Annotated in this window: 15 protein-coding genes, 1 tRNA gene and 1 pseudogene; 14 read left to right on the forward strand and 3 right to left on the reverse strand. The window is 38.9% G+C overall.

What is annotated here, in order from left to right:
- Positions 1-29: 29 nt before the first annotated feature.
- Positions 30-398, reverse strand: coding sequence for a helix-turn-helix domain-containing protein (locus RE471_RS05290; protein WP_309213752.1), 369 nt, complete (start codon positions 396-398; stop codon positions 30-32).
- Between the two features lie 135 nt (positions 399-533).
- On the opposite strand from RE471_RS05290, the gene trxA reads away from it, so the two are divergent.
- The 12 genes and pseudogenes from trxA to RE471_RS05350 all read left to right on the forward strand — a co-directional run bounded on the left by trxA (position 534) and on the right by RE471_RS05350 (position 7,960).
- The gene (gene trxA, locus RE471_RS05295) at positions 534-890 is read left to right on the forward strand and encodes a thioredoxin (RefSeq protein ID WP_309213753.1); all 357 of its coding nucleotides are present in this window, start codon (positions 534-536) and stop codon (positions 888-890) included.
- Between the two features lie 10 nt (positions 891-900).
- Positions 901-1,857: an FAD-dependent oxidoreductase gene (locus tag RE471_RS05300; protein WP_309213754.1), complete on the forward strand. Its 957-nt coding sequence runs from the start codon at positions 901-903 to the stop codon at positions 1,855-1,857.
- A gap of 250 nt (positions 1,858-2,107) precedes the next feature.
- Positions 2,108-3,553, forward strand: a complete 1,446-nt coding sequence (locus tag RE471_RS05305) for an amino acid permease (protein ID WP_309213755.1) — start codon at positions 2,108-2,110, stop codon at positions 3,551-3,553.
- A gap of 73 nt (positions 3,554-3,626) precedes the next feature.
- Positions 3,627-3,923, forward strand: coding sequence for a winged helix-turn-helix domain-containing protein (locus RE471_RS05310; RefSeq protein WP_309213756.1), 297 nt, complete (start codon positions 3,627-3,629; stop codon positions 3,921-3,923).
- A 103-nt stretch (positions 3,924-4,026) separates the two neighbouring features.
- On the forward strand, positions 4,027-4,590 hold the full coding sequence (locus RE471_RS05315; protein WP_309213757.1) for a hypothetical protein: 564 nt from the start codon (positions 4,027-4,029) through the stop codon (positions 4,588-4,590).
- A gap of 50 nt (positions 4,591-4,640) precedes the next feature.
- Positions 4,641-4,925 carry a hypothetical protein gene (locus tag RE471_RS05320; protein ID WP_309213758.1) on the forward strand — a complete coding sequence of 95 codons (285 nt, stop codon included), beginning with the start codon at positions 4,641-4,643 and terminating at the stop codon, positions 4,923-4,925.
- 48 nt (positions 4,926-4,973) lie between these two features.
- Positions 4,974-5,456 (forward strand): adenosine-specific kinase, encoded by a 483-nt coding sequence (locus RE471_RS05325; protein ID WP_309213759.1) that lies wholly within the window; start codon positions 4,974-4,976, stop codon positions 5,454-5,456.
- Positions 5,457-5,529 (forward strand) — tRNA-Arg (locus RE471_RS05330). It abuts the gene before it with no gap.
- Positions 5,530-5,745: 216 nt separating this feature from the next.
- Positions 5,746-6,099, forward strand: a complete 354-nt coding sequence (locus RE471_RS05335) for a helix-turn-helix domain-containing protein (RefSeq protein WP_309213760.1) — start codon at positions 5,746-5,748, stop codon at positions 6,097-6,099.
- Between the two features lie 59 nt (positions 6,100-6,158).
- On the forward strand, positions 6,159-6,335 hold the full coding sequence (locus RE471_RS05340; protein WP_309213761.1) for a hypothetical protein: 177 nt from the start codon (positions 6,159-6,161) through the stop codon (positions 6,333-6,335).
- A 127-nt stretch (positions 6,336-6,462) separates the two neighbouring features.
- Positions 6,463-7,014: pseudogene (locus RE471_RS05345) on the forward strand (RNA-guided endonuclease InsQ/TnpB family protein); the annotation flags it as partial.
- Between the two features lie 184 nt (positions 7,015-7,198).
- Positions 7,199-7,960, forward strand: coding sequence for an SDR family NAD(P)-dependent oxidoreductase (locus tag RE471_RS05350; protein WP_309213762.1), 762 nt, complete (start codon positions 7,199-7,201; stop codon positions 7,958-7,960).
- 73 nt (positions 7,961-8,033) lie between these two features.
- Here the strand turns inward: RE471_RS05350 and RE471_RS05355 are convergent, their stop codons facing one another.
- Together RE471_RS05355 and RE471_RS05360 are read right to left on the reverse strand one after the other, a co-directional pair.
- Positions 8,034-9,293: an FAD-binding oxidoreductase gene (locus RE471_RS05355; RefSeq protein WP_309213763.1), complete on the reverse strand. Its 1,260-nt coding sequence runs from the start codon at positions 9,291-9,293 to the stop codon at positions 8,034-8,036.
- A gap of 79 nt (positions 9,294-9,372) precedes the next feature.
- Positions 9,373-10,080, reverse strand: coding sequence for a hypothetical protein (locus RE471_RS05360; protein WP_309213764.1), 708 nt, complete (start codon positions 10,078-10,080; stop codon positions 9,373-9,375).
- Between the two features lie 141 nt (positions 10,081-10,221).
- On the opposite strand from RE471_RS05360, the gene RE471_RS05365 reads away from it, so the two are divergent.
- Positions 10,222-11,892: an MFS transporter gene (locus RE471_RS05365; RefSeq protein ID WP_309213766.1), complete on the forward strand. Its 1,671-nt coding sequence runs from the start codon at positions 10,222-10,224 to the stop codon at positions 11,890-11,892.
- 53 nt (positions 11,893-11,945) lie between these two features.
- Positions 11,946-12,629, forward strand: a complete 684-nt coding sequence (locus tag RE471_RS05370; RefSeq protein ID WP_309213767.1) for a GNAT family N-acetyltransferase — start codon at positions 11,946-11,948, stop codon at positions 12,627-12,629.
- Positions 12,630-12,650 lie beyond the last annotated feature (21 nt).

Below are 12,650 nucleotides of genomic sequence, written 5' to 3' on the forward strand. Positions count from 1 at the left end.
CAATGCACCGGTCATGGGCATGCTCGCATTTATTCTTTGAATTCCCTGCTGATATCCTTTAATAGGCACTGAAGAACCTGATGGAACTCCCTCTCTTTTTTATTTACAAGGTCACTGATTTTTTCAGGGGTGATTCTTAAGTATGAATAGTAATACCCACCCTTTTCCATGCATTGCTTTCTTTTGGATATAAGTCCTGATCCCGCCAGCCGTTGAAGTGATCTGAAAACCGTTGTGCGATCTCTTTTCAATCGCAAGGCAATATCATCAGCAGTTTCAGGTTTTCTATCATCCATTGAGTATAACACATTAATATCCGTCGGTGAAAGATCGAAGAAGTATTCAAATATGTCACGGCATGTGGCATTCTCATTCAGAATCTGATTAAATGACCCCATATTGGTATATTTTAAAGATCTATATAACTATATTGCACTGTTGATACAATACCATACAATACAGTTATATACTTTTTAGAAATATGGAATTAATTGAAAGCACATTACCAGTATGTGTTTTCAGGGGTGTTAAAAATGGAAAATAAAAATGTGTTCGGGAAAAGTACAGGAAGTGAAGGTCCAGTCGAGCTGAATGATGGGAATTTCAAATCATTTGTGGCATCTCCAAAGCTGTCAGTTATAGACCTCTGGGCAGCATGGTGTGCTCCATGCAGGTATCTTTCACCTGTTGTTGATGAACTCTCTAAAGAATATGCAGATGTTGCGAATTTCGGAAAGGTAAACGTGGATGAGAATCCACTAACTTCCAGAGAACTCAGGATAGAAAGCATTCCTACAATAATGTTCTTTAAAAACGGGAAACCGGTTGATATGTCCATAGGTGTAGTTCCCAAGGAAGTGCTGGTAAAGAAAATCAAAGATCTGGCATAGAAGGGCAAATATGGAAACATATGATACGATAATAATAGGTGGCGCTTCTGCAGGGCTTACAGCAGCCATATACACTGCCAGGCAGGGCATGAAAACCCTTGTAATAACTAAAGATATAGGTGGCCAGGCACTTCTGACCACAGACATTCAGAACTATCCCGGATTTGATATGATCGGGGGCTTCGAGCTTACGAATAAATTCAAGGAACAGGCAGAATACTATGGCACTGAATTTGTATACGATGAGGCCCTTTCAGTGGATGCTGAAGGTGACAGATTTAAGGTTAAAACAGCCGGATCAGAATTTACTGCATTGTCCATCATACTTGCCTTTGGAAAGACACCCAGGGACCTCAAGGTTCCCGGGGAATCAACACTGAGAGGCCACGGAATTTCATACTGTGCAATATGTGACGGGCCTCTATTCAGGGGGAAAGAGGTTGCTGTTGCCGGCAACGGAAGCCACGCCCTTGAAGCCCTTGTGTATCTATCCTCAGTTGCAGGTAAGGTTTTCTATATTACCAACGCGAAAAAGCTTGCCGGGGAGGAGTCATTGATTGATACAGTTAACGGGATCAAAAATAAGGAAATATATTTTGACAGCACCCTTCTATCTGTCAATGGCGAAAAATCCGTAGAATCAGTAACGTTCAGAAATAAATCCTCCGGAGAAACAACCGATTTAAAACTTTCCGCTGTATTTGCTGAAATGGGGTACATAGCAAAGACGGGTTTTGTGAAAAACCTTGTTGAGTTAAATAAAAGCAATGAAATAGTAGTGGATAAATTCGGCAGAACATCACATGAGGGTGTATTTGCCTGCGGTGATGTCACCGATACACCATATAAGCAGGCGGTAATTTCTGCCGGGCAGGGTGCAACAGCTGCCTTATCCGCGTATAACTACGTCCAGAATCTTAAGGGGAAAGTTGCAGCAAAAAGTGACTGGAAGCTTATCAGGCATTAAAGGGGCCTCATAATCAGGTTCTATTTTTTTATTTATAATTTTTTACTGTTACATATAAATAATATTACACATGTGTATCCTGCATACATTAGCAACCAGAAATTTTTCATCAACATATAACAATGCCTAATACCAACAATTGCTAACAATAACAATTTTTAACTATATTACTATTATAACTATATAAAATTTTTATTTATGAAACAAAAAACATTTATACTATTTAAAGATAATACATATAGGTGTATTTATGGTTATTACGCACACCAAATTAAAAAGAAACTCTGTCGGGCTTCTCCAGGGTACATTTCAATCTCTGGGGCAGGTGGCGCCTGCAGCTGATATAGCTATACTTCTTGTAGCATCGTTTTCGATCTCTGGCGCACAGACAGTGCTTTCTGTAATAATTGGCTGGATAATATACGCATTATGGATGATAACCCCATATGAATTTTCAAAATTAAAATCAAATGCCGGGAGTTATTATGCCTATGCAGCCGGGGCTACAGAAAAAGGCCATCTTGGGCCGGTTACAGCCCTGAGCTTTATGTACTATGATATCACAGGTGCGGCATTCGGAATCCTTGGGCTTTCAAGTTTTATATTCCTTATGGCACCGGAGGTCACATCGATTCCCTATATATGGATACTCTTCGCCGGAATATTTACTGGATTCATAATAATAGTTACATACCTTGGAATAAGGCCATCCCTTAATTATACAGCAATCACAGGATTATTGGAGGTAATGTTCCTTCTTATTGGATCCATAATTATAATTATCAGGGTTGGTGCCCATAATTCTGTAATCCCATTCGAAATATCTGGGCCATACAGCATAGGATTTTCATCCATAATGTTTGCATCTGTATTTTCAATACTGGATTTTACGGGTTCTGGTGTGGTTACAACCGTATCGGAGGAGATTACAAAGCCTAAGAAGAACATAGGAAAATCCATAGTATTTGCTATGATACTTACAGCGGTTGCTCTGATTCCGGCTGCCTATGCATTAACTGTGGGGTGGGGTGTAAGCAGTATAGGCTCATTCGCAACACATAACGATGCTGGACTGACAGTCTTTTACAGATATCTAGGTCCTGTGGGGCTTGTGCTTCTTATAGTGTTTACCATAAACAGTTATTTCTCAAACGGAGTTTCCAAGGCAACAGCTGTCAGCAGGTGGTGGTACTCCGCTGCTAGGGACAATGTTGTTTTCCCTTCATCTGTGGGAAAAATCAATCCGAAACACCACTCGCCTGCCAATGCTGTAATTATATGGGCTTTGCTGTCATTCGTGCTGGATGTAACCATGGGTTTGATCTACGGTCCCCTAAGTGCTGCATTTGTCCTGGAGGCTGGAACGGGTATCTCAATAATTATTGTTCATATGCTGGCAAACAGCTCACTTACAGTATATACACGTAGAATCAATAAATTCAGCCTTTTGAAACACGGAATATTACCCACAGCAGCGACCATAGTTGGTCTTATTGTGATGTATTTCACAATGAGCGATATATTCACAAAATATTTCACTGCGCCAAGTGCTGTAAACGATGCTTACTTTGCATCATTCATTGTAACCGTAGTATGGATACTGGCAGGAGGACTGATAGTGACACTGTATTACAGGAATAAGCATCCTGAAATACTTAAGGATGCCGGGGAATTCAATATGAAAACCCAGCAATAATAATATCATTTTCTATTTTTATTGAAATCCTGAATTCAAAATATTTATATTCAAACCTTTATAACAAAAATTAATGAATTTTCCCGATGAATATCACAGGATATTGTGGTGGCTTCTTGTGGCGACCCGTGGTGGAAACACAAGAACCAGGATATTAGAGTGCATCCACAGCGATCCTGGAAACATAAACCAGATATCCCTGGAGCTGGGAACCAATTACAGAACGGTGGAGCACCATATTAAAGTGCTTCTGGATAATGGGATTATCCGGAGGGAGGGCCATGGATATGGGTGTATATATTTTCTTTCAGATTATTATCAGAAAAATTATGAGGTAATCATGGAGACGATTAAAAATAAAAGGAAATAACTTCCACGAAGCATCTGGCTTCTATGCAATTAATTTGTATATAAATTGTATATAATATTGAAATATAGTTTTATTCCAGCAGGTTAATCCTAAAAAGACCAATATGAACTGGAAAATAATATCGGCAGTATTCATTGCACTTACAATCATCTTTGCAGGTGCATTTATAGGTGTGTACTATCTGGATAGCTCGGCTATTGCCAAGGAGAAGAAACAGCTGGAGGTAAATGACACAAATGAGCTTGCAACAGAACACTGGAACCAAATCGCAATTGAAAATCAGTCTCTGATCATGAAGCAGTATGCGGGTAATGCTACGTTGAACTGGATAGGCGGTCCCCTCAATGGGACATATCATGGAACCTCTGCAATAAACACTACATGGGGGAAGTTCTTCACGGCCTGGCAGGCAGTATGGTTCTATGCGTCTACAGGTACAACCAGCAATCCAATTGTAACAGTAAATGGAAGTACGGCAACCATAACAGCAAATTTCACACAATTTGTCGTCCAGAGTTCATCTACACATGACTTTGAATATATTAACACAACATACACCCTGGTATATTATAACATGGACCATTCGACAAATAATAATGTGGATTACAAAATTGTAGATGAGACATTCCATATAACAGGGTCCGGAAAACTTTCCAGCCTGGAATAAAAAAATATATTAATATATTTTTATTGTTAACCTGAATACCGTGGTAAAATATGGAAATATTTTGGATATCTGATATTGTTATAGCACTATTCGAGCTGATCGCCCTGCTTATACTTGTTATTCTATATGCCATATCCTACAGAAAATACAGGGCAAAAATATACGTCCAGATTATCTCCTTTACATCCATATTTACCGTTCAGAGTGCACTTACAATATATATTTATTATTATTTTTCCAGATTTCTGGGCGCTACAGTTGCCATACCATTAATGGCATTAAGTATACTGGGCATCGCAGCCATAGCCATGCTTTTTAGATTTATGAGGCAATAACCTTCAAAAATTGCATTAAATTAATATCTCTCTGTTTAATAATGAATTATGGATATCTCCGCAGTTGAAATAGAAAAGCCTGAGGGTGTAAATGTAATAATTGGCTATTCACATTTCATAAAAACAGTTGAAGACCTAAATGAGATAATAAAAACTGTAATCCCTGGCTGTGAGTATGCTGTGGTATTTTCAGAGGCGTCCGGAGACAGGCTAATAAGATTTGAGGGCAATAGCAGAGAGTTGATAGAGGCCGGAATAAATAACATTAAAAAGATATCTGCCGGGCACACCTTTATTATAATGCTAAAAAATGCATTTCCAATTAGTATTCTCCCGCAATTAAAGATGAGCCAGGAAGTAGGCACAATATATGCTGCTACCGCAAATCCTTTGAAAGTGATTGTAGCAAAAACAGAAAATACAAATGCAATAATAGGAGTTGCAGATGGCTATTCTCCAGCTGGCGTAGAATCTGATGATGATAAGAAAAAACGCAGAAAATTTCTTAGAGACATCGGTTATAAATCCTGAGGGCCCGTGGTGTAACGGATTATCATATAGGCCTCCGGAGCCTATAATCCGGGTTCGAATCCCGGCGGGCTCATATTATCACAGATTTGATTACTATTTTCCGAACAGTTTTTGAATACAGGTTGTTGAAACTAAGTGTTGTTTATAGTAATGCACCTTTCTACCCAGTGTTATCACACTTTTAGAAATATATATACAGAAAAGAAAGCCGCTGAATTTATGATGTGGATGAATTTCTGGTAATAAACAGACAATGCTTATAAATATTCATTCCATACCAATGATATACATGGAATATAGAACCGCATATAGATTCAGAATATATCCTAATCAAACTCAGATAAAGACCATAGATGATATTCTGTATTTATCCCACATATTATATAATGCCATGTTAGAGCAGAGAAATATGGCATACCATCTGAATAGGGATTATTATGAAAACCTAAAGGTAAACTATAACACACAATCTGTTGAGCTATCTAAACTTAAGAATGAATTTCCTGAATATAAAAATATATATTCACAGGTATTGCAGGATGTAGCAGATAGATTAGATAAGTCATATGACAACTTCTTCAGGAGAATAAGGGAGGAGGAAAGGCAAGAAGATAAAGGCAGGATTTCCAAGGTTCAAATCTAAGGATAAGTATAGATCAATAACATATACGCAGTTCGGCTTTAAGATACTGGATAATACACATGTATTCTTTTCTAAAAATAGGAAAAATAAGAATATTCCAGCATAGAAAAATAATAGGAAAAATAAAGCAGGCAACAGTAAAGAAGGATAAGGCAAACCGCTACTATGTAACATTCATAGTTGAAGAGGAACATGATAGCAGGAATTATTCTGAATTTCCATATAATCCCGTGTAAATAGATGTCGGCCTTCTTAAACTAATATCTACTACAGATAACACTCCGGTAGACCTGCATAAATACTTAAGGAAATCAGAAAAGAAATTGAAAAGGGCACAGAGAAGCTTATCAAGAAAGCAGAAGGGAAATAAGGGTAAGGGTTGCAAAAATAAGCAGCCATATATCCAACCAGAGGAATGATTTCTCACAGAAGCTATCAAGAAAGCTTGTTGATAATCATAATTTTATAGCATATGAGGATCTTAACATAGCTAATATGCTTAAGGACCATAATATGGCTAAAAGCATAGCAGATGCTTCCTGGGGTGAACTTATAAATAACACAATGTACAAGGCTGAGAGAGCCGGTAAATACTGTGTGAAGGTAGACCCAAGGAATACATCTAAGCAATGCTCTTATTGCGATAATATAATAGGGGAACAGACACTTGATGACAGGGAATATAACTGTAAAGCATGCGGATTAACAATGGACAGGGATGACAATGCTGCAATCAATGTTCTACATGCAGGGTTCAGGAAGATATTCAATACCTTTATTATAGTAAAAACTAAAAAGATAAGGCATAGGAAGAGAAAGATGCCCACGGACTGTGGGGAATTTATGCCCGTGGAGGGGAAGCCTATACCTGATAAGGCAAGCTTTTCCATGGAAGCGGGAAGCTCCTATCTTTAGATATGGAGGATGTCACTTATAAGCCTGTAGACTATAGAAGAAACATTAGGGCTTGTAATTAAGTAATTAAATTTATAGTAATAATATAAAGACATTATAATTGATTTGGCAAATACTTAAATATTAAATTCAATTTATTTGAATAAGGAATATTTTATGGTTTCATTGATGTGTGGTGGCATGGATGTATGATATAAGAAACAGAGTATGCATAGTTACAGGCTCCGGCAGGGGCATAGGAAAGGCAATAGCTATGAAACTAGCATCCGAGGGAGGCAAAATTGTTGTTAATGTAAGGAAAAGTATTAATGAGGGAGAGCAAACACTGAAAGAAATAGACAGAATATCCTCTGGAATGCTAGTTACAGCAGACGTATCCACAGAGGCTGGGAGAGAATTGCTTTTTGCAAAGACTGAGGAGAATCTTGGAACACCTGAAATCCTCATTAATAATGCAGGTGTTGGAATCCTTGAGCCACTGGGAGGGATAGAAGAAAAAAATCTGGAGCTTATGTTCCGTACTAATTTATTTTCCCCACTTAGACTTTCAGAAAGATTCATGAAAGATTCGCATGGCGGTGTTATAATTAATATGGCATCACTGGCAGGAATCAATCCGTTCCCCGGCCTCGCGGTATATGGGGCAACTAAATCTGCATTGATAGGGCTCACAAAATACATGTCGCTGGAAATGGCATCTTATGGAATCAGGGTAAATGCCGTTGCTCCTGGGGTTGTTAAAACAAGGATGGGTGATGGATTACTAAACCTAATGAATCTAGACGAGGCCGAATTCTCGAAAAAATTTACACTTACAGGAAAGCTCATTACACCTGAAGATGTAGCAGATGCTGTTATATTCCTGATAAAAAACGAATCAATCACAGGGCAGGTAATTACCATAGATTCAGGGAGTACGCAGATGGCTACAGATTATTTTAAATAAAGTTATAATAAAAATTGATATTATTTTTAGTTTTAACTCATAATCAGGAAGTTCCATATCCAGATTGATGATGTCACAGAACCATGTCCTCTATCTTTGTTTTTCTATACTTCCCATTGTATGTATTTACTATTTTCTTTCCACCATAAAGCGTTGTAGTCTTCTTCCTGTCGTATCTAGAGGCCACTATTCTACCTATTGAATCACCCTTCATTATTCCGCCACCTGTTGACCCAGAAACCACTATAATATTTATGTCATTGAATATATATGGCATAAAGTCAATGGTATTGTATGAATAGTATCCGGCCCATGACGATGTTATTCTTGAATCTTCTGATGCCGGGAAGTAATTATCCAGTATGGGTTTGATATTATATGTATAGAAATCCGGTTCCGGTTCTGGGTTTTCTGTAAAAGAGAAGTCCCTATTAAGCTCATCAGCAAGGCTGGTCCAGAATGAGCTTGCCTGCGGATACGGCCTCATATATACACCTGTAGGGAATATTGTGAATGGGAATACACCTGAATCGTTGAATATATTCTTATTTATAAGTTTCTGGATACCAGGTGAGGTTATCTGGAATATCTGCCTTTTCTTGGGCCTTAAATGTGAATCAATACCCACCGGGTCAAGTAGTGATGTCGTCCATACGTCAGTACATAGAACATAAAAATCTGATTCTATTATTCCCTTATCGGTTTCTGCATATTTTATCTCGGATTTTTGCCAGTTGAATGGTTCTCCAGGGTAATTCAGGGATTCCATGGGTGCCAGGACAAGGCGCCTGACCATGGTATTGAATTTAAATTCCACGCCCATTTCCAGAAGCTTGTTGTAATACCATCCTGAGAGGAGGTCCGGTTCTATAATTCCTGCATTTTCATCAATAACAGCTGACTTTATTGAACCTATTTTCATAACGTCCTGTGTGTCCTTATCAATATTCAGATTGAAAAGATCTGACATGTCCTCATCGACAATTCTGGAATGTGGATATCTTGAAACCCATTCCTTATCGGTGTCATGGTCAAACAGGAACAAATACCCGGTAAATTTCATGCCAAGGTCTACTCCCATATCATTCTGTAGATGTTTATAAAAGTTAATTGAACTCTGGGCCATTACCTGATTTTCTCTCAGTGTAAAGAAATCTCTGAATGCAGCAGCACTTTTTGCGGTATTACCCTGTGAAAATGTTTTTGCCTTGTCGACCACCAATATTTTAAGTGACGAATCCATCTTTTTAAGATGGTATGCCGAACTTAAACCGGTTATTCCCGCACCCACAACAACGATATCATACTTCATATGATTTGGAAAGTCTCGCATTTATATAAATCTATGTTTAGATACCTTATTTTAAGTGATTTCTCCCATATTTTATAGTTAAATAAAATATTTTATCAGTTTAGATGTTTTTATGCAGTTTAATGATTTCTCCAGTAAAAATGAATCCAAGGCTTTCCAGAATGGTTTTCATCTTCTCACTGTAGTCCAGGTATATTACTATATTCTCTGTCTGTGAACCATACAATGATATAGCACCTGAAATAATGCTGGATATTGCATCCTCATTTCCCTCCACCCATTTAATTGAATCCAGTGCACATGATTTGCTGTTTATGGACGCTATACCACCTGCAGCCACCATGGTCCTGTTTCTATATTCAACCAACGTAATTAGGTATTCAGGTACAGATCCAAAGGAATCGCCATATGATAGCATATCTTTCTCCTCAATTTTCCGGGCAGGCTTAGAGTTACCCGTATAATCCCTGATCTTCAGCCGCATTATAAGAATTCTGCTTTTGGAAAAATTGAACCTGTTCATTGCTATGTCAAGATTTTTGGGGTCTATATACAGGTTGAATTCAGTATAGCCAATGCTGTCGGCCGCAGTCCTGAAGGATGCCCTGTTTCCATAAAACCAAAGATTTCTGTAATCAGGCGTTACGGCAAGAATTCCTCTTATAACACCATTATCATAAATAAGTAGGGAGTTCCTGCCGCTTTCTTCCAGTACAGCAGATATTATGGTATTTTTATAAGGATCCTTCATGAGGAATTCATGGGCAAGATAACTATCTTCATCTGAATATGGCTTCACTGCTGCCATGAAGCCTAATTTCAGAGCATTTAATTAATTTATCCACTTTTCAGCCATCCACTAAATATATTCAGTTACTCTAGCAATACAGTTTATTGATAAACTATTTAGTAATAATATTTAAATATTTTACTGCAATATTACGCCATAATGCAGGATAAATGGATAGCCCTGAGCAATACAACAATTGGCCAGTTAATGGCAACTATTAATACAAGTATAATTATTGTTGCCCTCCCCTCTATTTTCGACGGAATTCATTTAAATCCCATGGACGCCGCCTCTTTTCCATATCTCCTCTGGCTAATAATGAGCTACATGATTGTATTATCAGTGCTCCTTGTTAGCATAGGCAAACTTTCTGATATTTTTGGCAGGGTAAGGATATTCAATCTCGGCTTCCTGATATTTACAGTAGGGTCCCTGCTACTCTATCTCGCCCCAGGAACGGGCTATACCATCGCACTGGAGCTTATAATATTTAGAATTATACAGGCAGTTGGCGGGTCTTTTATAATGGCCAATACATTTGCAATAATTACCGATAATTTTTCACCTAGGGAACGTGGCTTTGCCATATCCATAAACAGTGTTGCCGCGGTTTCAGGGGTAAGTATAGGAATTGTCCTTGGAGGCATACTTGCCACCATCTACTGGCGTGATATATTCCTTGTGAGCATACCGGTGGGAGTATTCGGCACTTTCTGGTCATTTACTAAACTAAAGGATAGGAGAGAAAGAGCTGCTAGGCATATTGATATAGCAGGCAATATGCTTTACGCAGTGGGCCTGATTATACTCTTGCTGGGAATTACATACGGAATAACGCCATATAGAAGCGATCCCATGGGCTGGACAAATCCACTAGTTATTATGGCCCTTGTTACCGGAACAGCAATGCTACTGTTATTGCCATTTGTTGAAAGAAAAGCCAGAAGCCCCATGTTTGATCTAAGGCTTTTCAAATCTAGGAATTTCAGCATAAGCATATTTACAGCATTTGTATCGGCACTGGGCATGATGGGGCTAATGTACATGCTGACATTAATCTTTCAGGGAATATGGCTTCCCATACACGGATACAGTTATTCTGTAACACCATTATGGGCTGGAATATATATGCTCCCGCTCCCAATATCCATGGGCATCTTTGGGGTTCTATCCAGCAGATTATCGCTACATTTTGATGCCAGGATTCTTACCACAGCAGGCCTTTTCATATCAGCATTGGCATTGCTTGCCCTTGTGCTTCTAACATATGATTTTTCATATATCTTCCTTTCAATAGTGATTACTATATTTGGAATTGGCTATGGAATATTTAACGTTCCAAACCTTACAGTAGCCATGTCATCTGTGCCCCCCAGTGAGAGAGGGGAAACCTCTGGAATCCTCAATACCATGAGAAATGCAGGTTATGCTGCCAGCATAGGCGCATTCTTTTCAATACTTATACTGGGCCTTGCACTTTATTATCCCGGGTCTATAACCTCGGCACTTACCGGAGAACACGCAACAGCACTCACATCATATTTTTCAACCATACCACCCACTGAAATTTTATTTTCCACATTTCTGGGTCTTAATACGGTAAAGGACGTTTTAACAACTGTACCAACCGGTGTGCTTTCAGGGATTTCCAGCAATACATTAAGCACAATTACCGGCCATCACTGGTTTCCGGAAACAATTGCTCCTGCATTCATGACGTCCATGCATGACGTATTCTATGTAGGATTTGGCATTACATTTTTTTCCGGAATTATCTCATTGCTCAGAAAGCCAGTTAAAGACAGGGAAAAACCGGAAGAGAAGAGATAAGCACAGCATAAAATATATGAGAAATATTATGAACCCGTTTAAGTTCTACATTCATGATCAGGCAGGCTAACAGGGATGACTGGGATTCTGTGAGTGATATTTCTGCAAGGTCCGGTTACGATGATTATATTAATGCGCACCATGGACCGGCGTATCTGGATAACGGGGATGTCTACGTGATCGTAGATCAAACCATCAGGGGATTCATTAAACTGGAGAAGCTGGATGACGGTTCCCTATGGTTCAGCGGCCTGCGTGTAAGTCCGGAATCTAGAAGGGCACATATGGGAACGAAGCTTCTGGATTTTGCCCTTAATTTTGCCTCAGCCAACGGGTTGCACCCCATGCGATGCCTGGTTGAAACAGGAAACTATCCGTCCATAAGGCTTATGGATTCCTATGGCATGAGGCCCGTGGCCAAATTTTATTTCTTTCTTGGTGGAATAGATATTTCAGATTATGCCTTTAAATCTACAGAATCAGGAAGTTTTATAAATAAGCAGTGGAAGTTTGTTCGCAACAATGAAAATGTATTCAGAAAAGGGGGTGCACAGATTGCACTTTACAAAGGGGCACTGGAATACTATACGGCATTGTCTGGAAAATCCTTCAGGTATACCGGTACCGGGACAACATGTGCACCGGCAGGCATAGCAAGGTATGTCAGCCTTCCTCCAGATCCAGAATTTCCGTCAGGGTACATATTTGAGAAGCAGTTACACATGAACAGGAAATAAAGTCTGTCTATAATTGCTGTG

It is taken from the genome of Ferroplasma sp. (genome assembly GCF_031200575.1).
Taxonomy (GTDB): domain Archaea; phylum Thermoplasmatota; class Thermoplasmata; order Thermoplasmatales; family Thermoplasmataceae; genus Ferroplasma.